Annotated in this window: 20 protein-coding genes and 1 pseudogene; 11 read left to right on the forward strand and 10 right to left on the reverse strand. The window is 44.2% G+C overall.

Features of this window, described 5'->3' with window-relative positions; all coding sequences use genetic code 11:
- Window positions 1-207: 207 nt before the first annotated feature.
- Both gyrA and E2K52_RS02755 read left to right on the forward strand, forming a co-directional pair.
- A complete protein-coding gene (gyrA, locus tag E2K52_RS02750; protein WP_151203489.1) occupies window positions 208-3,183 on the forward strand; it encodes a DNA gyrase subunit A in 2,976 nt (991 codons plus the stop codon).
- A 66-nt stretch (window positions 3,184-3,249) separates the two neighbouring features.
- A complete protein-coding gene (locus E2K52_RS02755) occupies window positions 3,250-3,660 on the forward strand; it encodes a DUF4878 domain-containing protein (protein WP_151203491.1) in 411 nt (136 codons plus the stop codon).
- Between the two features lie 38 nt (window positions 3,661-3,698).
- Here the strand turns inward: E2K52_RS02755 and E2K52_RS02760 are convergent, their stop codons facing one another.
- The 4 genes and pseudogenes from E2K52_RS02760 to E2K52_RS02775 form a co-directional block, all read right to left on the reverse strand.
- Complete coding sequence (locus tag E2K52_RS02760) at window positions 3,699-4,790, reverse strand: ABC transporter permease (protein ID WP_151203493.1); 1,092 nt, start codon at window positions 4,788-4,790, stop codon at window positions 3,699-3,701.
- Window positions 4,787-5,929 carry an ABC transporter permease gene (locus tag E2K52_RS02765; RefSeq protein WP_151203495.1) on the reverse strand — a complete coding sequence of 381 codons (1,143 nt, stop codon included), beginning with the start codon at window positions 5,927-5,929 and terminating at the stop codon, window positions 4,787-4,789. The genes E2K52_RS02760 and E2K52_RS02765 overlap by 4 nt, the downstream gene beginning before the upstream one ends.
- Window positions 5,930-7,012: an HlyD family secretion protein gene (locus tag E2K52_RS02770; RefSeq protein WP_151203497.1), complete on the reverse strand. Its 1,083-nt coding sequence runs from the start codon at window positions 7,010-7,012 to the stop codon at window positions 5,930-5,932.
- A gap of 11 nt (window positions 7,013-7,023) precedes the next feature.
- Window positions 7,024-8,487 (reverse strand): annotated as a pseudogene (locus E2K52_RS02775) (TolC family protein).
- Between the two features lie 437 nt (window positions 8,488-8,924).
- On the opposite strand from E2K52_RS02775, the gene serC reads away from it, so the two are divergent.
- Window positions 8,925-10,004: a 3-phosphoserine/phosphohydroxythreonine transaminase gene (serC, locus tag E2K52_RS02780; RefSeq protein WP_151203499.1), complete on the forward strand. Its 1,080-nt coding sequence runs from the start codon at window positions 8,925-8,927 to the stop codon at window positions 10,002-10,004.
- Window positions 10,005-10,057: 53 nt separating this feature from the next.
- On the opposite strand, the gene E2K52_RS15185 is transcribed toward serC, so the two are convergent.
- Both E2K52_RS15185 and E2K52_RS02785 read right to left on the reverse strand, forming a co-directional pair.
- Complete coding sequence (locus E2K52_RS15185) at window positions 10,058-10,198, reverse strand: hypothetical protein (RefSeq protein ID WP_162850556.1); 141 nt, start codon at window positions 10,196-10,198, stop codon at window positions 10,058-10,060.
- A 378-nt stretch (window positions 10,199-10,576) separates the two neighbouring features.
- Complete coding sequence (locus E2K52_RS02785; RefSeq protein WP_151203501.1) at window positions 10,577-11,509, reverse strand: hypothetical protein; 933 nt, start codon at window positions 11,507-11,509, stop codon at window positions 10,577-10,579.
- Window positions 11,510-11,745: 236 nt separating this feature from the next.
- On the opposite strand from E2K52_RS02785, the gene E2K52_RS02790 reads away from it, so the two are divergent.
- Entirely contained in the window at window positions 11,746-12,231 is a 486-nt protein-coding gene (locus E2K52_RS02790) for a YaiI/YqxD family protein (RefSeq protein ID WP_161981116.1), read from the forward strand.
- Between the two features lie 12 nt (window positions 12,232-12,243).
- On the forward strand, window positions 12,244-13,149 hold the full coding sequence (locus tag E2K52_RS02795; RefSeq protein ID WP_151203505.1) for a DMT family transporter: 906 nt from the start codon (window positions 12,244-12,246) through the stop codon (window positions 13,147-13,149).
- 10 nt (window positions 13,150-13,159) lie between these two features.
- Here the strand turns inward: E2K52_RS02795 and E2K52_RS02800 are convergent, their stop codons facing one another.
- Window positions 13,160-13,726 (reverse strand): PilZ domain-containing protein, encoded by a 567-nt coding sequence (locus tag E2K52_RS02800; RefSeq protein ID WP_151203507.1) that lies wholly within the window; start codon window positions 13,724-13,726, stop codon window positions 13,160-13,162.
- 25 nt (window positions 13,727-13,751) lie between these two features.
- Between E2K52_RS02800 and E2K52_RS02805 the strand changes: the two genes are divergently transcribed.
- The 3 genes from E2K52_RS02805 (at window position 13,752) to E2K52_RS02815 (ending at window position 18,195) form a co-directional block, all read left to right on the forward strand.
- Entirely contained in the window at window positions 13,752-14,987 is a 1,236-nt protein-coding gene (locus E2K52_RS02805; RefSeq protein WP_151203509.1) for a lipoprotein-releasing ABC transporter permease subunit, read from the forward strand.
- Window positions 14,980-15,663, forward strand: coding sequence for a lipoprotein-releasing ABC transporter ATP-binding protein LolD (gene lolD / locus E2K52_RS02810; protein ID WP_151203511.1), 684 nt, complete (start codon window positions 14,980-14,982; stop codon window positions 15,661-15,663). The genes E2K52_RS02805 and lolD overlap by 8 nt, the downstream gene beginning before the upstream one ends.
- A gap of 84 nt (window positions 15,664-15,747) precedes the next feature.
- On the forward strand, window positions 15,748-18,195 hold the full coding sequence (locus E2K52_RS02815; protein ID WP_151203513.1) for a DNA internalization-related competence protein ComEC/Rec2: 2,448 nt from the start codon (window positions 15,748-15,750) through the stop codon (window positions 18,193-18,195).
- An 8-nt stretch (window positions 18,196-18,203) separates the two neighbouring features.
- Here E2K52_RS02815 and E2K52_RS02820 read toward each other — a convergent pair whose 3' ends face one another.
- Window positions 18,204-19,172 carry a lysophospholipid acyltransferase family protein gene (locus tag E2K52_RS02820; protein WP_151203515.1) on the reverse strand — a complete coding sequence of 323 codons (969 nt, stop codon included), beginning with the start codon at window positions 19,170-19,172 and terminating at the stop codon, window positions 18,204-18,206.
- Window positions 19,173-19,297: 125 nt separating this feature from the next.
- Between E2K52_RS02820 and sppA the strand changes: the two genes are divergently transcribed.
- Together sppA and E2K52_RS02830 are read left to right on the forward strand one after the other, a co-directional pair.
- Window positions 19,298-20,320, forward strand: coding sequence for a signal peptide peptidase SppA (gene sppA, locus E2K52_RS02825; protein ID WP_151203517.1), 1,023 nt, complete (start codon window positions 19,298-19,300; stop codon window positions 20,318-20,320).
- Window positions 20,317-21,111 (forward strand): alpha/beta fold hydrolase, encoded by a 795-nt coding sequence (locus E2K52_RS02830; protein WP_151203519.1) that lies wholly within the window; start codon window positions 20,317-20,319, stop codon window positions 21,109-21,111. Before sppA ends, E2K52_RS02830 begins: the two co-directional genes overlap by 4 nt.
- Window positions 21,112-21,194: 83 nt before the next feature.
- On the opposite strand, the gene purN is transcribed toward E2K52_RS02830, so the two are convergent.
- Entirely contained in the window at window positions 21,195-21,824 is a 630-nt protein-coding gene (gene purN, locus E2K52_RS02835; RefSeq protein ID WP_151203521.1) for a phosphoribosylglycinamide formyltransferase, read from the reverse strand.
- A gap of 7 nt (window positions 21,825-21,831) precedes the next feature.
- Window positions 21,832-22,902: a phosphoribosylformylglycinamidine cyclo-ligase gene (gene purM / locus E2K52_RS02840; protein ID WP_151203523.1), complete on the reverse strand. Its 1,071-nt coding sequence runs from the start codon at window positions 22,900-22,902 to the stop codon at window positions 21,832-21,834.
- Between the two features lie 135 nt (window positions 22,903-23,037).
- On the opposite strand from purM, the gene cxpE reads away from it, so the two are divergent.
- Complete coding sequence (gene cxpE / locus E2K52_RS02845; RefSeq protein ID WP_151203525.1) at window positions 23,038-24,258, forward strand: chloramphenicol efflux transporter CxpE; 1,221 nt, start codon at window positions 23,038-23,040, stop codon at window positions 24,256-24,258.
- Window positions 24,259-24,265: the final 7 nt, after the last annotated feature.

A 24,265-nucleotide genomic window follows, 5' to 3' on the forward strand; every position in this document is an offset into this window, starting at 1 on the left:
TGTTTGGCGGTTTGTGTAAAAAATAATCACTAAATTTAAGTAAATTAACAAGATTAAGATTGAAGCTAAAGCACAAAATTAGCCAGGTTTATGCTATAATTTAGGGCTGTATTTTAGTTTTTAGCTCTGTCGTTTGAGTTAATAATTTTGCTGGATTTACGACATATAAATATAAGCCAAAGCTGGCTTATAGAATAAGGAGTATGCATGAGCGTATCGGAAATTAGACCGATTGCCATTGAGGATGAACTCAAGCACTCGTATTTAGACTATGCAATGAGCGTGATCGTTTCACGTGCCTTGCCGGATGTACGAGATGGTCTAAAACCTGTTCATCGTCGTGTGCTTTTCGCAATGCACGAATTGGGCAATGACTACAACAAAGCTTACAAAAAGTCTGCCCGTGTTGTAGGTGACGTCATCGGTAAATATCACCCGCATGGGGATTCAGCCGTTTATGAAACAATTGTACGCATGGCACAGGACTTCAGTTTACGTTACCAACTGGTAGATGGACAAGGGAACTTTGGTTCGATCGATGGCGATAGTGCTGCTGCGATGCGTTATACCGAAGTCCGCATGCGTAAGCTGACCCATGAATTACTGGCGGATCTTGAAAAAGATACCGTTGACTGGGAAGACAACTACGACGGCTCAGAACGTATTCCACAAGTGATGCCGACCCGTATTCCAAACCTGCTGGTCAATGGTGCTGCGGGGATTGCAGTTGGTATGGCGACCAATATGGCGCCGCACAACATGACAGAAGTGGTGAATGCGTGTCTGGCCTATGCAGATAACCCGAATATCAGCATTGAAGGATTAATGGAGCATATTTCCGGTCCAGATTTCCCTACAGGCGGTATTATCTATGGTAAATCAGGGATTGTTGATGCTTACCGCACCGGTAAAGGCCGTTTGCATATCCGTGGTAAATACCATTTTGAGGAAGATCAGAAGTCTGGCCGTACCACCATTGTATTTACTGAAATTCCTTATCAGGTCAATAAAGCTAAAACCATTGAGCGTATTGCCGAGCTGGTTAAAGAGAAAAAACTCGAAGGAATTTCAGAACTTCGTGACGAATCAGATAAAGATGGGATGCGTATTGCGATTGACCTGAAGCGTGGTGAAAATGCTGAAGTCATCGTCAACAACCTGTTTCTGAATACCCAGCTGGAAAACTCGTTCAGCATTAATATGGTTTGCCTGGACAATGGCCAGCCAAAATTGATGAACCTGAAAGATATTGTTGCAGCGTTTATCCGTCACCGTCAGGAAGTTGTGACGCGCCGGACCATGTTCGAATTACGCAAGGCGCGTGAACGTGGTCATATATTAGAAGGCCTGACAGTTGCGCTGGCAAATATTGATGCCATCATTGAAACCATCAAAACTTCTGCTAACCCTGCTGAAGCGCGTGAGCGTTTGCAAGCGGGTGAGTGGGCAGCAGGTGGTGTGGCAGCATTGCTTGAAAAGGCGGGCGCTGTTTCTGTACGTCCTGATGAAATTGAAGGCGAAGATCCAAACCGTCCATTTGGTATTGATGGTGATGTGTATCGTTTATCTCCGACTCAAGTCAACGCGATTATGGAATTGCGTTTACACCGTTTGACCGGTCTTGAGCAAGACAAGTTACAAGCGGAATATTCGGAAATTCTGGCGCAGATCGCCGAATATACCGCAATTCTGAATGACTTTAGTCTGTTGATGAACGTGATTAAAGAAGAGCTTGCGCTGGTGCTGCAACAATATGGCGATGCACGTAAGACAAATATTGTTGAGTCTCGTATCGACTTCTCGCGTGAAGATCTGATTCCAGAAGAGCAGATGGTATTGACTGTTTCCCAGTCAGGTTATGCAAAAACTCAGCCATTGTCTGATTATGCCGCACAACGTCGTGGTGGCCGCGGCAAGTCTGCTACTTCGATGAAAGAAGATGATTATATCCAACATCTGATTGTGACCTCGAGCCATGCTACGGTGCTTTGTTTTACCAATGTTGGTAAAGTTTATCGTCTGCGTGTGTTTGAAGTGCCGCAAGCCTCACGTGGTTCCAAAGGCCGTCCAATGGTCAACCTGTTACCACTGGAAGAGCATGAAACCATTACTGCGATTCTGCCAGTCATGGAAGCCCCGAAGAAATTCAAAGAGCGTCTGGCAGGCTTCCGTAGCTTTGTAAAAGCAAATATGGAACAGCTGCAGAAGAATGACATTATCGCCAAGCATTATGCGGGTCTGGAAGCAGCATTTGCAGAGCTTAAAGATGGAGATGATCTGTCTGATGCCTTGCGTGTTCAGCTGAAGGAATTGGGCGTTGAGCTTTCTGCGACTGATCTGGATGATGAAGTTGTTGCTGAATTTGCAGAGCTGGCAGAAAACCTGCGTAAAAACTTCTATGTGTTTATGGCTACCGAGTACGGTACGATTAAACGTGTAGAACTGGAACAGTTCTCCAATGTCCGCTCAAATGGTCTGCGTGCGATTGAGCTGAATGGCGATGATACCCTGATTGGCGTGGCCATTACCGATGGCGAACAGCAGATCATGCTGTTCTCGAATGAAGGCAAAGCAATCCGTTTTGCGGAAACTGATGTTCGTGCTATGGGGCGTTCAGCCAAAGGTGTACGCGGTATGCGTGTAACCATCGGCGCTGCTCAGGTCGAAGATGCAGAAGATGCAGATGTCGAGTCTGATGATGACGAGGCGACTGAAACCAGCTTTATTAGCCGTATCGTATCACTGGTGGTCGTTCCAGAAACAGGTGAAGTGCTGTGTGCTTCTGCCAATGGTTATGGTAAACGTACCACAGTAGATGAATTCCCGACCAAGAAACGCGGCGGTAAAGGCGTAATTGCAATCAAGACGTCCGAGCGTAATGGTGAACTTGTAGGTGCAGTTGCGATTGATGCTTCTAAAGAGTTGATGCTGATTTCAGATGGCGGAACATTGGTACGGACTCGTGCATCCGAAGTTGCACAAACTGGCCGTAATGCTCAAGGGGTTCGTCTGATCCGTCTTGGTGAAGATGAAACACTGGTTGGTGTAGAAGCCATTGAAGCGGTTGAAGATGAAGAATTGGATGTATTGGCTGATACTGAAAATACAGAGTCAACTGCGGATCTTGTGGCTGGTGAGCAAGATGCTGAACAGGCAGATGATAACGCTACAGTAAAAGAGTAAATTCTTCACTGAACAAGAGGACGCTGCGGCGTCCTTTTTCATACATCGACTAAAAAAAGGTGAATGATGAAAACCAGATTAATGCTACTGGCTACCCTGATCGGATTACATGGCTGTACTCAAGAGGAGATTCCGAATCCTAGTCCGGCACAGGAACAGGCTGCGGAAGCTGCTTATAATGATTTGCGCGAGGGTAAATATGATAAATTTTTGACCTATCTTGAACCTCAGCTACAGGCAGAATTTAAAGATAACCAGAAACTAATGAAGCGCTTTTCTCGCACGATTCCTCAAGAAGCTTATAAGTCCAAAACTTTAATGAGCAAACGCATTGAAGAGGAAAAAGGAGTGACTCAATATAAGATCAGTTATGAAATTGCCTATCCCAAAAATCTGGTGCAATATGATGTCAGTTTTGACCAGCCTCATGGTAGCAGCAAAATTCGTAACTTTAATATTCAGGTTTTTGGTGAATAACGTTGTGTTGGAGGGGTCTTAATGAAACACGGCTCAATTTAACTGCGTGGGCGTAGTCGATAATAGCCTAAGCCCATGCAGATCATGCCGACCACAAACAGATAAGCAAGCTTTCCTAGAATCAGGTAAGTGGGTACGCCCATCTGATTCAGCTGGATAAACATTTGAACGATCTGTGTTGAAGGTAAAGCCTGTCCAATGAATTGCATCCAGACGGGCATTGCAGCGTGTGGCCAGGCAACTCCAGACAGCATAAAAAATGGAATGGAAGTGAAGACAATTATATGTCCGGCACGTTCCGGCATATCTAGAAAACTGGCGAACAGGATCGTGATGCCAATCATACAGAACACAAATACTGGTACAGCGAGTAGCATGCCCCAGAAATTGCCCCCACGTGGATAGTCAAACAACCAGAAGGTAAAGCCAAACAGGTAATAACAACCCAGACAGCCAATCGTCAAAATAGCCAGACCAATCCCGCTCAAGGTGATTAGATTAAGCATCTGTTTATTTTCCCGGTACAGGGCAATCAGCATGCTAAGTCCCAAAAAAATTGTCTGATGAATAATCAGTGGTGCAACAGCTGGAAATACATAACTGCCATAGCCGGATAGGGGATTGAAAAGCGGAATCTGGTGAATAGACAGGGCAGGTGAGAAATGTGAAATTTCGCTAAAACGTTCAGTATATTCACTTAGAGTATTTTCAACGGAAGCCACTAGACCTAAGCCAATCTGTTTAGTAATCAGGAAATTGGCTGCACTCAGGTATAGCCCGATCCCCCCATTTTCCCCATGTCGAATGGATTGTGAAAGATTATCCGGTAATAACAAGATCCCGTCAGCTTTTTGAGATTCTACCCATTGCCTGGCTTCAGCAAAATTCCCGGTGACGGCTATGGTCTGTACATTCGGGCTTTGACTGACGTGACTGATAATGCTGCTGGTTAGGGCACTTTGCTCTTCATCGACAATAATAATCGGCAAGGCTTTGGCCTGTTCAGCTTTGTAGGCGGTTGGATAGAAAAAGCTGTAAAATAGTACCGAGAGAATCAGCGTGGTAAAAATACTGCTATTGCTGACAATATCTTTAAAGGTTTTGCAGTAAGCCCTCCAGAGTGCTTTCATGTCGACACTCCTTTAGCGGTCTTCTTTAAAAAAATATAGGCCAGTCCGGCGTAAAGCAGTACATAGACTATCAGTATTAACATCGGTTGCAGTGAAATAGCTAGAGGACTGCCAATCACCCATTGCTCGGTTTGTAATTTGGCATAAGGTGTATAAGGAATAATATGGGCCCAGAACTGGGTAAACAGCGGGGCATTATTTAAGGGTAAAGTCACACCGGCAAAACTGAGCGATGAACCACCATAGACCGCGAGTAGGCCAAAAGATTTGGTCAGGTCCTGCGTAGCGAGTACGACCGCGCTACTGATAAAGGCATAGGCGCTATAGAATAAGATTTGAGCCAATACAATCAGCCAGAATGAGCCGGCAATAAACCAGCCGCGGAACTCAACCATCCACAACATCCAGGCCCAGGTCCAGAGACAGAAGATCGCCACATAGACCAGATTCTTAGAGAGAAGGGCTGACCAGAGATTCTGTTTATTAATCCAATGATGAAAAGTATGCCGCTTGAGCTCCTGACCTACTGAAAAAGCCACACAGCAACACAAGAGCAAATGCAGAATCGCCGGAACCATATACGGTTCCAGATAAAACTCATAATTCAGCTGCGGGTTATAAAGTGGAGAAATTTTAATATTCGGTGTTGGTGCATCCAGATCAGGCAGAGTATTGCCCAGATACTGTTTTCCGGTAAACTCAGCCATTGCCTGTAGTGTACTGAGTAACATGGCTGAAGAAATGGTATTGCCGATACTGAAATAGCTCTGATTAAAGGCAATACTGATTTCGGCATTTTGTGCCTGGACCAGTCGCTGTTCAGCACCTGTAGGAATATGGATGTAGCCCCAGATTTTATTCTGGTTGAGCAGTTTTTCAACCTCAACGCTCTGATCAGAAACGCTATACACTCGCAGAGTAGAATTCAGAGATAAATGATCATAAATCTGAGTACTCAGGCTGCTTTGATCTTGGTCAATAATAGCAATCGGTAAATGATCAGGTTTGCCTTTGGCAAACATGCTGCCGAATAAAATTAAAATGCAGGCAGGGGCCAGCAAGACCAGTGCCAGATCCCATTTTTCTCTATATAAATAGGCTAATTCACGCTGAATGCCGGCCCAGAATCCAGTTGCCATTTATTTCGGCTCTTGCAGTTTAAACAATACACTCATGCCGACTTTCAGTTCTGGAATTTTGGCGGCAGGCACGAGATGAACTTTAAAACTGCGCACATCATAACCGCCAGTTTGGCGGGTAGTCTTGATCGTGGCAAACTCACCTTCAGCACTGATACTTTTTACATTAAAGTTCGCGGTTTTATTAAGGGCCGGGATATAACCTTCGAGCTGCTTTTTTTCGTGTAAAGAAGCATATTGATCTTCACGGATATTCAGACTGACCCAGCGTTCTGCCGAAATCAGGCTGACCAGAGGTACAGCAGTTGCGACCAGCTCCGAAACATTGCCATAGGTTTTGGATACCGTGGCATCGATCGGTGCCAGTAATTCAGTTTCTGCCTCAAGGGCATTGGCTTCGGCTACCGCTGCCCGGGCGATGTCCACCTGTGCATCGGCTGAACTTTTTTGCTGCGGTGTACTGCCACGTTTGGCGCGGATATATTGCTGATAGGCCGCTTCAGTCATTTGTGTGGCCGACTGTGATGCTGCATACAGTTCATCGCGGCGCTGACGGGAAATCACTCCTTCTTTAAACAGGTTTGCCCCCCGCTGATAGGAGGTTTTTGCCAGCTGTTCTTGCGCTTTCAGTGATTGCCAGTTGGCATGCAGAGAAGCAATATTTTCGTCCTGTGAACCGCGTTCTGCGGTGGATTGGAGGGCTAGGGCAGACTGCAAAGTGGCGAGTGCCTGCTGTTTTTTCGCTTCAATTTCAGGACTATGTAACTTAACCAGTACCTGACCTTTCTTTACTTCATCACCTTCGTGTACATAGATCCTTTCAATCCGGCTTGGAACTTTGGTCGCAACCTGCACTGTTTCCGCTTCAACCCGGCCTTGCAGTTCGAGCGCTTTAGGTTGATAGGTCTTCCAGAGGCCAAATCCAATCAAAACCAGAATGACCAGAATCAAGCTGCCCAGCAGATATTTCTTGCCAGACTTTTTCTGTTTTGCTTCGGCAGGATTTTCTTCAGTTTGATTGTTGTGTGCTACTTTTGAAGCAGGTTCATTAACCGGAGGATCAGGCTTTTGCTCATCAGTCATATTTGGCTCCATTAACGAATATAGTGAGTATTGGCATGCTGCATATAGTCTGGAAACTCAGCAATAGAGCCATGACTTTGTAATAATGTGGCGAGGGAGATGACATACTTATAAGCATTTAATGCTGTCTCTGCCTTTAAGCTGCTCAGCATATTTTGTGCATCAATCACCTGAGTTGCAGTGCCGACATCTTCCTTAAAAGACAATTCTTGAATACGCAAGTTTTCCAGAGCTGCTTTCATATTTTGTTGTAATAAAACATCGCTTTGCTGGGCACTGACTGCTTCACTAAACGATTTATAAATCAGGTTTTCAACTTCCTGCTGGGTACGTGCTGTCATCAGTTCGGCAGCATAACGTTTCAGTTCGGCAGCTTGAATATTCTTGTTTTTATCAATGCCGGAAAACAAGTTATAACGTGCTGCAACCCCAACAATCCAGTTTTGCTGTGCGTCCAGACTGTATTCGCCAAAGGCAAAGACATTTGGCTTTTGAGCTGCCTGCTGGGCTTTGACATTGGTTTTGGCCAGTTCGGTATCCAGTTTCATTTTTTTAATTAAAGGTGAATTCTGGCTAAAACTGCTGAGCAGGATATTTACATTTTGTGGTTCAGCCCGATTGACAAATAAAGGTGTGCTCAACTCGGTAATAGTATTGTCCCGCAATAAGTTGTTCAACTGGAACAGTGCAGCATTCAGATTAGCCTGAGTATTTTGCTGGGTTCGATCAGCATTATTACGCGCCACTTCAAACTGCATACGCTGCCCTTTGCTAATAAATCCCTGCTGTTCCATTTTCAGGGCATTGCGATAATGTTGTTGCATGGCATTTGAGTTAAAACGCGCTGCCTCTAATAACTACTTTTGCAGTTGTACACTAAAATAGGCCTGAATCAGTTCAAAGCGCTGTGTATCTTGCTGTTGCTGATTGCTCAGTTCACTGCGTCCAGCTTGAATCGTGGCAACCTCTTTGGCACTGCGGGTCAGTCCACCGGTATAAAGTGGCATCATCACTGAAACACTAGGGCGGACCACTTGGTCTTCAAGCACTACATTGGTTGAATCTGGAATTAAACCCACGCCATCCCGAATAGGTTGTTTCAGGCTTTCTTTAAGCGGGTCAGCGATACTCTGGTCTAAATTAAACTCATCAATCTTATTATTTAAACCACTGCTCAGAGACTGCTCAAGATTATTTTTAACCGCCCCTAAAGGAATGTCTAATTCATTGCGAAAGGCATAGGCCCGGACATTAAGGTCGATACGTGGTAATCCAATTCCTTTAATCGCTTCGGCTTCCAGTTTAGAAGCCTGCTCAAGGCTTTGAAAAGCCTGACCCGAATAAGAGCGCTGTAGCAATTGTCGTTCTGCATCCTGAAAGCTGATGTTTTGTGCATAGCTAAAACTGCCATACATCATGAATGCAAGCACACTAAAACCCCAGCAGACATATGGTTTATTTTTCTTCATGTTCATCAAGTTAGTGATGTAAAAGTCACATTAAATCAGTCTAGGCTGAATTATAAATCAAGTATTTGCAAGACAGGCGACAGTAAAGTTGTAGTATTGTTGTAATTGAAACCGATCCCGTTTAAATGGTCTACTTTGATTGTTACCCTGATCGCGTCTAAACAAGCACAAATTGAAAAATTATACTATTTCTATTCCCAAACTTCCCCCGATCCTAAAATAAGTTCAGAGTTGAGTGCGGCCATATTTTATCTATATAACTTCTATGCAGTGAAATCATGAATTTAAAAACTAAAAATGGAAAAAATTCAAATTATCCTTTGAATCTAGATTGATTTTTTGACTGTATTTCACTTCCTGGATTGAAATAATTTTGTGCAAGGAAGGCTGATATATGGTTAAATGCCATCATTTTATTGTGTTTCACTCTGAAAGGAAAAATCATGCGCGCGTACAACTTCTGTGCTGGTCCTGCTGCATTACCTACTGCCGTTCTTGAAAAAGCTCAAGCTGAAATGCTGGACTGGCACGGTAAGGGGCTTTCGATCATGGAAATGAGTCACCGTAGTGCCGACTATGTTGCGGTGGCTGAAAAAGCAGAAGCTGATTTACGTAAGCTCATGAATATTCCTGAAAATTATAAAGTATTATTTTTGCAGGGTGGAGCATCCTTACAATTCTCGGCGATCCCTTTGAATTTGCTAGGTAAAAAAAACAAAGCTGACTATATTCACACGGGGATCTGGTCTGAAAAAGCCCTGAAAGAAGCAAAGCGCTATGGCGATATTAATGTCGTTGAAGCTGGTACCCAGATTGAGGGTAAATATGCCATTAGCGCACAAAGCGAATGGACATTGTCTGATGACGCAGCTTATGTGCATTATGCCGACAATGAAACCATTGGCGGTCTGCAATTTGCGGATATTCCAGAAACAGATAAGCCACTGGTATGTGACTTCTCTTCAAGTATTCTGTCTGCGCCACTGGATGTGTCTAAATTTGGTCTGATTTATGCCGGTGCGCAAAAGAATATTGGTCCTGCCGGTTTAACGTTGGTGATTATCCGTGAAGACTTGCTGGATCAGGCAAAACCTGAGATTCCAAGCATCCTGAGATATGCGGATCAGGCTAAAAATGGCTCTATGGTCAATACTCCATCGACCTATGCGTGGTACCTGTCAGGTCTGGTATTTGAGTGGCTGCTAGAAAATGGCGGTGTAGAGGCTATACATAAAGGGAATATGGAAAAAGCAAACTTGCTTTATGGCTATATTGATGCCAGCGATTTTTATGCGAATCCGATTGCTAAGGCAAACCGTTCAATCATGAATGTGCCATTTACCTTGGCTCATCCAGAACTTGAAAAACAGTTCCTGAAAGAAGCTGAAGCCAATCACTTGTTGAATCTTGCCGGCCACCGTTCAGTTGGCGGTATGCGCGCCAGCATTTACAATGCTGTTCCTCTGGAAGGGGTGCAGGCATTGGTGAATTTTATGGATGACTTCGCTCAACGCAATGCTTAATGCCTGAAAAGCAGAAACCCGGCAATGGCCGGGTTTTTTTGTGCAGCTATAGTTTAAAAAATAAAAGTATGAAGGATAAAACCACAGATCAGCATGCCCAGTGCAAAAAACACACATGACATCATATCGAGATCATAGCGGGAACCAAGTCGATGTTCGACTTGCTGTAAATTTTCTTCTTGCACGATTTTCATAGATATTTATAGTCCGATCTATTTATCGTAAATCATTATTTGTTGACCGTATTTTTATCATAAAAAGTTGATTAAATAAAGAACATTCCGAGCTAAACTTGTTAAAGTTCGTATTGTTTAAATAACCAGGTTAAATATCTAAAGATTTATTCTAAGTTTTTTAATTTCATAATTTTTATAATCTCAAAAGCCTAATTAAACAAATTCACAAGAACGCTTCATTGGATTTAAAAGCTTTTATAAAACAAAGTAAAATAAAGCCGAAATTCATTATTTTCGCTTCAATCAACCCATTAAAAATAATCGGAAAATAGAAAAAATTAAATTAAAAATAATCAGGAGATATTCGGCTATAAGTGAATATCTCCTCTTTGCAAGTTATGCTGATTTTTTATAGATACTGGCCTGAATCCAGAGATTGCCTCGAATATATTGGCCGATTTCAAAATCCTTATATTCGGTATTGCGAGTAGCAATCCGGATGAGGGTGGCGGGCTGGCCTTCATCATGAAGCAGGGTGACATCGTATAAAGTATAGTTCTGAGCCATAAATTGCATGGTGGTTTTGCCGACAATATTGCCCTGGAACCAGGCTTCATCTTCCTGCCCCAAGGTTTCGCCGTAGAGATAGGCCACCATTTTGGAAAAATCGACAGTGACGGGTTCTTTATCTTCTTCGGTTTTTGGTTCCCATGCATCAATCTGTTCCTGCAAATTCTCAGGAGCCACACCGTTATTGGCGGCCAGAATATCATTTAAGGCACGGTGATGTTTAATGGATGCCGGATCATCTACCACCAGATGTTCGTGATCACCGACGGCCTCAAGCTCATAAGCCCAGGCATTCAGGTTGACGATATAAGACTGGTCTTTTTCATAATGCTGCCGATTAACGCTATACAGGTTATCGAAAGCATAAATAATACTGTTGGCACCAAGATTCAGGCAAAGCACAGCTTGGGTATTGGATTTACAGGAAATAATCCGGTCAATGCTGGCTTTGATCTGATACGGGCTTTCAAAACATGGGAATGCGGTTTTTACGGCCTGAGGCTTGTTGTTTTCTACCGCAATTACCTGACTCAACTGCACTGCAGCTTTGCTAGGTCCCTGAATCAGCCAGGTCGTTTCATCCATTTCTCCTTCTTGCGTACACAGGCCCATGGGCATAACAGGCGCGTCAAGAGCTTGGCCTAACCATTGGGGAACATCTGTGCCTGGATTTTCGGTCAGCAAGGTCCAATGCTCGACATGACTACCGAAATTCTGATCATCAATGGTAATGATCTCTGGGCTATTCTGTTTTTTCATATACACAATTGATCTTGGATGACTTATTTATGTTAATCGAGGGTTATTACGATTTTTCAAGTCAATTGAATGAATTTTAAAATTAAAATGTAAATCGGATGAAATCTATTTTTTCTTGAAGGCCAGCTGTACAAGGATTACAGTCTTAGTTTTCTGCATAGAAAAAGCCAGAACCATATTTTTAATCTTCAACCTTGAGCGGATGATTTGCTACACTAATCGGGATTTCTCCCTCTATGGAAAGCTTTGTGTTGCCATTTAAACTTTGGGTCGATGCCGATGCATTGCCTCGTATCCTGAAAGATGTGATTATCCGTGCTTCAGATCGCTACCAGCTGGAAGTGACTTTTGTAGCCAATCAGCCTATAGGAATTACGCCTTCAGTACGGATTAACTCGATTCAGGTCATGAGCGGAGCAGATGCAGCGGATCAGGAAATTGTGGATCGTATGAAAGCGCATGATATTGTAGTTACCCAGGATATTCCTTTGGCTGCAGAGGTGATAGAGAAGGGCGGAATTGCCATTCATCCACGCGGGGAAATCTATACCGAAGCCAATGTGAGGGCACGTCTGCATTTACGTGATTTTATGGATACCTTGCGTGGCGCAGGGGTGCAGACGGGTGGCCCACCCCCCATTTCTGAACGGGATAAGCGTGAATTTTCCAGTTCATTAGACCAAACCATTCAAAAGCAGAAACGTAAAACTTCCGTTCTCTAAGAGCTTTATTTCATGCCTATACAAACCAATATGATTGTGACCTATGCCTTATTGGTTTTTATCTGGGCAACAACACCGCTGGCAATTGTCTGGAGTGTCACAGACTTGCATCCACTTTGGGCGTTGGCCTTGCGCTTTTTCTTGGCCTTGCCGTTTGCTTTTGTACTGCTGTGGATATTTAAAAGCCGATTTTCTTTAGACCGGATTTCCCTGCATAGTTATCTGGCCGGGGCATGCAGCTTTATTGGCTCACAGATTTTTACCTATCTGGCGACGAGCTATTTAAGCTCTGGGATTATCGCGCTGATGTTCGGGCTGTCTCCGATTATTGCCGGCCTGATTGGTCGTTTTGTGTTTCAGCTCAAGCTTTATCCTTCACAGTGGTTAGGTATGGCGATTGCCCTGTTGGGACTTGGTATTATTTGTATTGGCGGTAAAGACCAGCATATTCAGCCTGTGGGTATTGGGCTGATGTTGCTCAGTGTGGTTATTTATTGTGCTTCCATGTTCTGGGTGAAGCAGATCAATGCACCACTTGAGCCAATGACGCAGGCGGCCGGTTCGATTGCAGTTTCGGCACTACTGGCTGGTGCTATGTTGCCTTTTATCTGGCAATTTGCACCAACCGAAATCCCTCAGGCCAAATCCCTTATCGGGCTCAGTTATACGGTGATTATGGCCTCACTGGTCGCTATGTTCTGCTACTTTAAACTGGTACAAAAAATTAAGGCAACCACACTCTCTTTAACGACAGTGGTCACCCCGATGTTTGCCCTGTTTGTCGGGGTGATATTGAATGATGAAAAATTGTCGTTTATGGCGCTGGTAGGCGTGGTTATTTTACTGTTAGGTTTACTGGTTTATTTTTCTAAAGCGATTAAGGCAAGTTATTCTGCTCGCCTTCCGGAAGACTTTTGAGATTTACATTTTACTGACTGAAATTGCTTTTGACCGACTCACCCAGCTTGACGCGATCCTGCGGATGTAAGGTAATAAAATAAGCTCCCGTCCGGTATTTGCCATTTTCTTCTTCACGGCTATAGGCCACCTGTGCGGTTGCCGCGATATGGAAAAAGTTCTCAGGATGGCTTAAGGTCACATGCAGATAAGTGCCTTCATTGATCAGATGGTTGCTAAAGAAGCTAAAACCGGTCTCCGAAAAGTTGACCTGTTCCGGTATAGGCAACAGGCTTTGTACAATGGCATCGTATAAAGAGCCAGTAATAAGGTTTAATTTTTGATTAAATAAGGATAATATTCGAGAAATTTGTTGATCTTTTTCAGACAATTGTTCTAATTCGTAGTTAACAGCATGATCAAATTGATCTAACTCGGCAAGTAGTAGAAAATAGCGAGGCAAGACAAAATTAGAGTCATAAGGGTCATTTAAGGCAACATCATCGGAAATAATCTGATAATTGATTCGTAAGGCAGCATCGATTCGAGACATGACGCGTCTTTCCGCGAATCCGCTTGGATGCTGGACATTTTCCATAATTTATTACCTCGGACTAGATGGTATGTTCAAACCAATCTCGCTGTATATAGGGTTGAAATATACTCGCGCACGGCGTAGTAACCACTTTATTTCTTTTATTGCACTGGTCTCAATGATCGGTCTCACACTCGGTGTAGCCGTCCTCATTACAGTGTTATCTGTGATGAATGGTTTTGATCGCGAGCTAAAAAACCGTGTCTTGGGAATGATACCTCAAGCAACTGTTTCTTCAACACAAATCTTAACAAATTGGCCTGAACTTGCAAACAAAATTGAACAGCATGAGCATGTTCAGGGGGTAGCACCATTTACCCAGTTACAAGGGATGCTGACCGCTCAGGGACAGGTCGCCGGAATTATGGTGACCGGGATTGAACCAGAATATGAAAAGAAGGTTTCGATCATTCAAAACCATATGGTTGAGGGCAGTATTGATCAGCTGAAAAAGGGTGAATTCGGGATTGTTTTAGGTAAGCAGATGGCCGATGCCATGGGGGTTGGCCTGAATGACAACATTACCCTGGTTTTACCTGAAGCCACACCTTCGCCGGCAGGAGTGGTGCCACGCTTTAAGCGTTTCAAGGTGGTTGGCCTTTTTAGTATTGGTGCCGAAGTAGACTCGATGATGGGCTATATCGCCCTGAATGATGCCTCGACCTTACTGCGTTTGCCAGATGGCGCGCAGGGGATACGCATGAAGCTGGATGATATTTTCGTTGCTCCGCAAGTATCGCAGGAAATTGCACGTGATTTGCCAGCTAATTTCTATGCCTCTGATTGGACCTATACCCACGGCAATCTATTCAGCGCGATCCAGATGGAAAAAGCCATGGTCAGTTTGCTTCTCTTTCTGATCGTTCTGGTGGCAGCTTTTAATATTGTGTCATCGCTGGTCATGGTGGTGACTGACAAGAAATCAGACATTGCGATTTTGCGGACCTTAGGTGCTTCACCTGCCACAATTACCAAAATCTTTATGGTGCAAGGTACCGTGATTGGAGTTATTGGTACGTGTGCTGGGGCAATTCTGGGCATTATTAGTGCGACCAGTATCAGCAGTTTTATTGGCTGGTTAAATACTGCATTCGGTTTAAATATGTTTGATGCTTACTTTATTAACTATTTACCTTCTTATCTGCGCTGGCAAGATGTGCTTGTAATTGTCGGTCTGTCACTGGCGCTAAGCTTTGTTGCTACCATTTATCCGGCTTTGCGAGCAGCGAAAATTCAACCGGCAGAGGCATTGCGTTATGAGTAATCTGATTTTAGATGCCCAGAGTATTCAGAAGTCTTTTACAGATGGAAAATCGACTGTTGAAGTAATTAAGGGAATTTCATTGCAGGTCCAAGCTGGTGAATTTGTGTCAATTGTTGGCTCCAGTGGTTCCGGTAAAAGCACCTTATTGCATGTACTGGGCGGGCTTGATCGCCCGACTGCCGGGCAGGTGATGGTCAATGGTCGCCGCTTTGATAATCTGTCCGAGGCAGAGCGTGGCTATATGCGAAATGAACATCTGGGCTTTGTTTACCAGTTTCATCATCTTCTTCCAGAGTTTACTGCACTGGAAAATGTGGCCATGCCCTTGATGCTACGCAAAGGAACCAGCTTTAAGGAAGCCAAACAGCAGGCTGAATATCTGCTGGAACGTGTCGGACTGTCTCATCGCCTGACGCATCAGCCTGGTGAGCTGTCAGGCGGGGAGCGCCAGCGTGTCGCATTGGCACGGGCTGTGGTGACTAAACCCAAGCTGTTGATGGCCGATGAACCGACTGGCAACCTAGATCGTAAAACAGCGGAAAAAATATTTGAACTGCTGACAGAGCTGCGTCGTGAATTTAATATGGCGATGCTGATCGTTACCCATGATGAACAGCTGGCACATGCAGCAGACCGAATTTTACATATGCAGGATGGTCTGTGGCTGGAGAACTAAATTACAAGAAAAATCTTCTTTAATTGAAGCCCACTCCGGTGGGCTTTATGATGGCCTGAAAACAATAACAAGATAGAATAATTCATGTTGCAGTGGCTGTGTGTGGGCTGGATTACAGGTCTGGCCTTTATGGGAAGAAATATTCTGAATATTCAGCTGAGTACTTCACTCATTATGCTGATTGCGGCATTTTGCTACCTGGGCTGCACTATATTTAACCCGCTTTTGAATACACCGCTACGACGCTTTGTTATCGTGTGCCTGATGAGTATCATCGGCATGATGTTGGGGCAGGGCTATGCCAATCAGCAGCTTAGTCAGCGCCTCCTGAATGTTGAGCATAAAGTTCAGCAGAAAAAAGTTGTGGTCTATATCAAAAACCTGAATAAGCTGGGAAACAGCTCGATTCAGCAGCCTTTAGAAGTACTGATAACGCAAGGCGACGCTATAAAATGGATGGGGTTTTTAGCGCCATCTTCTCTACAGAAAGCTGTGGATACTCAGAACACTCATGGCTCTACGCTTGAGTTGGGGCGTTATTATCTGTTGCAGGGAGAAGTTCGACCAACCCACAGTTATGCAACACCGGGAGCTTTTGATGCAGAAAAGTGGGCTTTAGAGCAGAATGTGATGGCTGGTTTTCGGATCCAGAATATTCAGCAACTCGATCCTGCTGCTGTGTATGCACTGGGCTATGGCAGGCATCTTCGGGAACAAAGAACATTCCAATCGCGCTTTTTACTCTGGGTGGAAAGGCAGCGACTGCAATTAAGAGCATTTATCCTTAGACAGCCTGTGCAAAATAAAGGCTTGTTACTGGCCTTGCTAACGGGCGATGAGAGTTTACTGGAATCCGCCACACAAGAGCAGTTCCGGCGTTTTGGAATGAGTCACCTATTGGCTATCTCTGGCCCGCATGTGCTGATTTTTGCCTTGATGTGCTGTTCAGCTTTGCAGTGGATGGTGTCAAGATATTCCCCTCTGCTTTATTTGCGTTGGCCGCGTCAGTATTTTTTAAGTGTGCCTTTCCTGCTCTGTGTTTTACTTTATTGTGCCTTTGTGGGCTTTGAAGTGCCCGCAATGCGAACTATGCTGATCTGTGTACTTGGAATCATCACGATGATCTTGAGACAGCAAGTCCAAGCTTTAAAACTGCTGATTTTAAGTGCGGCCTTATTACTCTTATTTGACCCTTTCAGTATTTTATCGGCCGCGTTTTGGCTGTCTTATGGCGCCTGTTTTGTCTTGCTCAGGATTTACCAGACGATCCAGCAACAACCGCGTGAACTCCAGCCCAGTACCTGGCAGCGCCTGTCTCTGGCAGGCAAAGTGCTGGTGGAGTCCCAATGGAAGATTTTTCTGGCCTTATTCCCTTTAATGATGCTGTTCTTTAAGCAGCTTGCCTGGATTACTCCCTTTAGTAATCTCGTCGCCATTCCCTGGATTGGCCTGTTGATTGTTCCTCTGGATATTCTGGCTGCGGTAATGTTTTTTATTGCAGAGCCATTTTCAAGCGTGCTATTTCAACTGAATGATCTTCTCTTGCAAATACTGCTGGCCTTTTTGAATGTACTGGATTACTGGTTCAAGCCGCAGCTCATTCCATTCGCCATGAATATCTGGATGATCGGCCTGATGATATTGGCCGTTCTGATTGTCTTTATGCCAAGAGGGGTGTTACCCAAATCCTGGGCTGCCTTAAGTTGTGTACCGCTTTGCATTCCGCAGTTTTATGCTGCACCTTTTCAATTATCGATACTTGATGTGGGGCAAGGGCAGGCGATTTTCATCCGGAATGGTCAGCACAGTATGATGGTGGATATGGGCGGATATTATGATGAAGAAAAATTTAGTGTGGGTCGGCAAATTATTATGCCTTTTTTATCGGTGCAAGGCGTAGCTCAGCTTGATCAACTGATATTGACCCATCTGGACCAAGATCATAGTGGAGCGTATTACAGTATTAAAAATCAGCTTAAAGTCAAAGAAATTTATGCCAACGAGACCCTTAAGGGTGATCAGTCTGTCCCATTTCAGTATTGTCATGCAGGTATGCAATGGCAATGGAGACAGCAAGTTAAGTTTACTGTTCTATCTCCTCCAATTCAGCATCTTTCACAAGCTGCTATAAATAAAAATGAAAATTCATGCGTATTACATATCGAAATACAGGGTGGGGCACCGTATCAGAATTTCTTGCTCATGGGTGATGCGGGATGGCAAACAGAATTCTATCTGCTGCAGCATTATCCGGCGCTCAAAGTGGATGTGCTTGTATTGGGGCATCATGGAAGCAAGCATAGTTCCGCCTATGAATTTCTGAAACATTACCAGCCTAAACTTGCGATTGCTTCTGCGGGGCGTTTTAATCGTTATGGGCATCCCAGTGGTATGACTCAAGCTCGATTGGACGCCCTGGAGATTCCTCTGATTACGACTATTGAAAAAGGCACAATTGAATTTTCAAAACAGGAGCAGAATATGTTAGTACACGCCTACCGTGACAAATTTTTCTGGCTTAAGCGGAATTAAACCCAGATTTAAATAGGTGCAATAAATTTATTTTGTTGTTGAGCTGCTATTCTGATCTGCTGGACTTTGGCCAAGGCTTGTTGATGCTCCATGGTATACAATCCGCGTAATTCTGGATTGGCCTTGAAGCGTTTATAACTCCAGTGATAATGCTCAGGATAGCGCCGTATCAGGTTTTCAAGAGTTTTAAAAATGACCTGTGTTCCATAATTTGCATCATTTTCATAGATCTGCTCGTCTATCGCTTCGATATGCATATCGAAGCCGCCATTGTCATTACGTAAAGCGTATAAAAACAAGGCTTCGGCTTTGGTTTTTTGAATAAGTTTGGCACTTAAATTGCTGGTAGCGAGCGGGATACCAAAATAAGGCAGATATTCCCCCCCTATACTTGGGGTATGATCCGGCAGAATAACAGTCGTCCCTCCTTGTCTAAGTGCCTTAAAGATTTGACGGACACCGGAGTCATTGGTCGGAACCAGATGGGCTTTTTCACGGCTACGTGCCAGATGTACAAAACGATCAACAGCTGGATTTTTAACTGGCTTATACATGATGGTCATTTGGGTATACTGGGCAAAATAGGCATTCATAATTTCCCAAGTCCCAAAATGCGGCACAATTAACACAAGTCCCTTATTTTCAGCTAAAGCCTGCTGAAAGATGTCTTGACCATGAACCTGATGGATGCGGGACAGGTTTTTTTCGTTACTGGAACCCCAAATACTAAAGAACTCAAAATAAGACATCAGTTCATTACGGATGGCTGCGCGGGTAATTTGTTCCCGTTGCTCCTTGGAAAGCTCAGGCAAGCTGACTTCCAGATTTAATCGAATAGTATTGGAAGTTTTTGAAATTTTTAAAATATTGACCAAACCAGCCAGAGCCTGCGCAATCCAACGTGAAAATTGAATCGGCTGACGGCTAACAAACTTTAATACACTATAAGCAATATTCTGCGAGCTTCGTTCAGTCATTGAGTGTTAATAGGTAAAATGAAAGAAAATAAAATTTATTATAGGCGAAAACGTTTTGTTTAGACAGAATTACCTTATTCAGTGTATATAATGGGTTCAAGATAAATCAATTTATTGGGTTGTTTATGTCCGATTGGCCACCAAAACCTGAAAACCAAATACAACAGTCATCACAGCCAGTGCAACCCACTGGTCCGGAATGGAAGCTGCTGGAGAAAGCAGTTTTAGCTTCTGTAGAAGAACAGCGCCGTGCCCGTCGCTGGGGAATTTTTTTTAAATTTCTAACTTTTGCTTATCTGCTGATTATTATTTTAGCACTCGGTAAAAGTTGTAGTGTAGCCTCTTCTGAGGCCGGCTCAGGCGCAGGTGTGCATCTTGCAGTGGTCGACATTGTGGGCACGATTGCTGCTGACAAACAGAGTGTAAATAGCAACAATACGATTAAATCACTTAAAAAAGCCTATGAAAATAAACAGAGTAAGGCAGTGGTGCTGAATATTAACTCGCCAGGCGGTTCACCGGTGCAATCAGATGAAATCTGGCAGGAAATCCAGTATCTGAAAAAGCAGCATCCGGAGAAAAAACTGTATGCAGTGATTGGAGATACCGGTGCATCTGGTGCGTATTATATTGCTTCGGCAGCCGATGAAATCATTGTGAATCCATCCAGTCTGGTGGGTTCAATTGGGGTGATTATGCCAAATTATGGCTTAAATGGCCTGTTACAGAAAATGGGAGTTGAAGACCGCACCATGACCTCTGGTGAAAATAAAGCCTTGCTCTCCATGACTCAGCCAGTAGATCCTGAGCAAAAAGCACATGTACAGGGTGTGCTGGATAATGTGCATGGTCATTTTATTCAGGCGGTAAAACAGGGCCGGGGCGACAAACTGAAATCAACTGATCCTGCCATATTCTCTGGTTTGTTCTGGACAGGTGAGCAGGCAGTAAAACTCGGTATTGCAGATCGTGTTGGTAGTCTGAACACATTAAAACGTGAATTGAAAACAGATAAAGCCTTGAACTATACCATCGAATATAGCCCATTTGAGTCAGTGCTTGGCCGTATGGGATCATCAATCGGTGAAGGAATTGCCACTTCGGTTGCCCAGAAACTCCAGTCAGAGAATCATACATCGCTGCAATGAAGCCTTTAATCCATTTTGCGCACGCCAATGGCGTGCCCTCCAAAGTCTATCAAAAGCTGTTCGATGCACTGCAACCGGACTTTGATATTATTTATGTTCAGGCTCTAGGTCCAGATAAACGTTATCCGGTAGACAATCACTGGCGGAGCCTGACTCAGCAAGTGACTGATAGTATTGTACGTCAGGCGCATGGCAGGCCAGTGATCGGTTTAGGCCATTCTTTGGGTGCAGTATTGAGTTTTCAGGCAGCCTTAACACGTCCGGGACTGTTTTCTCAAGTGATTATGCTGGATCCACCCTTGATGATGGGTAAAGAAGTATTGGCATTACATGCTGCAAAAATACTGCGTTTAAAGGCGCTGGATCAAATGTCACCGGCTGGTTTATCCAAACGCCGTCGTGATCATTGGGACTCGCGTGAACAGGCGGCTGAGCTACTTCGTCCCAAAGGTTTTTATCGAGATTTTGATGCAGACTGTTTTCAGGCATATATTGATCATGGTCTTAGCACTGATCCAGTGCGGGGCGGTGTAGAGCTGACTATTCCGAAGATGGATGAAGTCGAGATCTTCAGGACCAATCCATCACTTTGGTGGCTGCCTCAGTCTAAACCTCAAGTTCCAGTGAAAGTGCTGGTGGCTGAAAAAGGCCCTTTTCTCGAGCGTCGATTCCCTCAACAGATTGAGAAAAAATTCGGTATTCCCTTTGAGATATTCGCCGGTGGACATATGTTTCCTCTGGAGCAGCCTTTAAAAGTCGCAGAGAAAGTCAGACAGTTCATCCAGGGATAAGCTGGAATAATTTATCAGCTGGTTTTTCTAACAGAATAAATAAAAAACGCCTTCGAAAAGGCGTTTTTTATTTATTTGAAATTTTAAAACTTGCAGAATTGAACCGGTTCATGCATCAATTTACCCTGGTAATAGACCCCAGTATCAGCAGGCTGAAGGGTTCCGCTACAGATCCATTCCACCACTTGTGGGTAGATCAGATGTTCCAGCTTATGAACTCGCTCTGCCAAGGTTGTTGCAGTGTCCTGATGACTGACTTTAAGTACACCTTGAGCCAGTGCCTGACCGGCATCTAGCTCGGCAGTCACATAATGCACAGTACAGCCATGCAATACGTCTCCGGTATTTAATACACGTTGATGCGTATGCATACCTTTGTAATACGGTAAGAGAGAAGGGTGAATGTTCAGCATTTTCCCTTCCCAGGCTTTTACAAATTTTTTACTTAAAATTCGCATAAAGCCTGCAAGTACGATCAGGTCCGCCTCCCAGTCCAGAAGCTGCTGATGCATAACATCATCAAATGCTTCACGGCTTGGATACTGCTGGTGTTCAATCACCGCAGTTGCAATTTTTGCTTGTTGTGCACGCGTTAAGGCATATGCTTCAGGTTTGTTGGAAAGTACCCCGACAATTTTCCCTGACAGATCTGCATCAATCAGGGCTTGCAGGTTTGATCCATTGCCTGAAACAAGAACAGCGATTTTAATCATCTAGGGCTTAAGCGAAAACTACACGAATTTTTTCGTCAGCGTCTGCAACAGACTCAGCATTTTCGACAATATGACCCATTGCCCATGCTTTTTCGCCGAAGCTATTTAGAAGCTCTATGGTTTGATCTGCAGCAGCTGCATCAACAACCAGTACCATACCAACACCACAGTTGAATGTGCGGTACATTTCAAACTGTTCTACACCACCTTCGCGTTGTAACAGTTTGAACAGCTCTGGCCATTCCCATGACGATTCATTCACTACCGCTTGTGCACCATTTGGCAATACGCGTGGCAGGTTACCTGGTAAACCACCACCGGTAATGTGTGCCATTGCATGCACATCAACGTGTTTTAACAGTTCAAGAATAGATTTTACATAGATACGGGTCGGTTCCATTGCCACATCGGCAAGTGGACGGCCATCTACGATTTGATTCAGATCAACATTTTTTACGTCAAGAATTTTACGAAGCAGAGAGTAACCATTTGAATGGGCGCCTGAAGAAGCCACACCAATCAATACATCACCCGCTTTTACTTTTGAGCCATCAATAATTTTGCTTTGCTCAACCACACCCACACAGAAACCTGCAAGATCGTAATCTTCACCTTCATACATGCCTGGCATTTCAGCAGTTTCACCGCCTACCAATGCACAGCCGGCAAGTTCACAGCCTTTACCGATACCAGTGACGACATTGGCAGCAACATCGACATTCAACTGGCCAGTGGCATAATAATCAAGGAAAAACAGTGGCTCTGCGCCACATACCAGAAGATCGTTTACACACATGGCCACCAGATCTTGACCAATCGTGTCATGACGGTTCAAGTTCAGGGCTAAACGTAATTTTGTACCAACACCATCTGTGCCAGATACGAGAACAGGTTCTTCATAACCTTTAGGGATTTTACAAAGTGCACCAAAGCCGCCTAGACCGCCCATCACTTCAGGACGGGAAGTACGCTTTGCGACAGTTTTGATTCGGTCGACTAACGCGTCGCCCGCTTCAATATCGACACCTGCATCTTTGTAGCTTAAACCAGTGTTTGGGGTAGAAGTTGAGTTGCTCATAATGAAGTCTCCGCATTCGCGGCAGGGATTATAACCCGAATATGCAAAACTCTTATGGTATTTGTGGCTTAAAATGCTATCTTTGTGGAAATATTTTACTTTTTATAATGATTAATAGAGAAAAGGTCAAAATTTATGATAGATCGCACATTGCGTCGCGTGTTTATCCTAGCTGCGATAGCTTTATTGCTGTGGATGTTGTATTTACTTAAACCTGTTGTTATTCCATTTGTTGCGGCATTTTTGATAGCCTATCTGTTAAGTCCGCTGGTCGATAAGTTTCATGACGCCGGACTACCGCGCTGGCTTTCAATCAGTATCGTGTTTATTGGAATTGGTATCCTGGTGACCCTGGCCATTTGGTATCTGATTCCATTAATCTGGCAGCAGCTGATGTATGCACGTGACAACATCCCGGCGATAATTGGATGGATCAATTCAAGCTTTTTACCCTGGTTGTCGAATACCTTTAATATGGTTGAAATGGAAGTCGATACGAACCAGATTTCCACTGTGGTCATGGACTATGTACAGACCCATTATAGTGCAGATAGTATCCAGGCCTTTGTACTGCGTTTGGCCCAATCCGGGATTAACTTTTTACAGATTGGCGGGATGATTGTTCTGATTCCTATTATTGCCTTCTATTTCCTGCTGGATTGGGACCGTATGCTGGAAAGCTTGCGCCGCTTGATCCCACGTCCTTATGAAAAAAGTACCTTGAAGATCGTATCTGAGTGCCATAATGTTTTGGGGGCTTTTGTCAAAGGACAGTTCCTGGTCATGGTTTTATTAGGAATTGTTTATGCAGTCGGTTTGCAACTAATTGGACTTGAAGTGGGCCTGATTATTGGCATGGTGGCAGGTCTGGCCAGTATTATTCCTTATCTGGGTTTTGCTGTCGGGATCATTGCAGCGGTGGTCGCGACCTTCTTGCAGTTTGGGATTGACTGGTGGCAGCTGGTTTTGGTCGGTGTGGTGTTTATGGTGGGGCAGGCCGTAGAGGGGTATGTGCTACAGCCTTTCTTGCTCGGGGATAAAATTGGTTTATCGCCAGTTGCTGTGGTGTTTGCGGTATTGGCAGGTGCGCAACTGGCCGGTTTTCTAGGGATGCTGATCGCCTTGCCGGTTGCTGCTGTAATTGTAGTGTTATTGCGACATATACGGGAGTATTATGAGCATACGGATTTTTATGGTTATAAAACCCGGGTGATCAGAGATGCTTCGACAGGGTCGATCAGTGTTGAGACTGCAGACGTAGACGTTGATATTGAAATGAAAAAGCCAGAAGCAAAATCACTGCAGGCTGATGAAAAATCCAGTAAGATGGATGCCTCTTTTAATAAAGACTCATAAGGCCATT

This window comes from Acinetobacter sp. RF14B, from assembly GCF_006864105.1.
GTDB classification, from domain to species: Bacteria; Pseudomonadota; Gammaproteobacteria; order Pseudomonadales; family Moraxellaceae; genus Acinetobacter; species Acinetobacter lwoffii_C.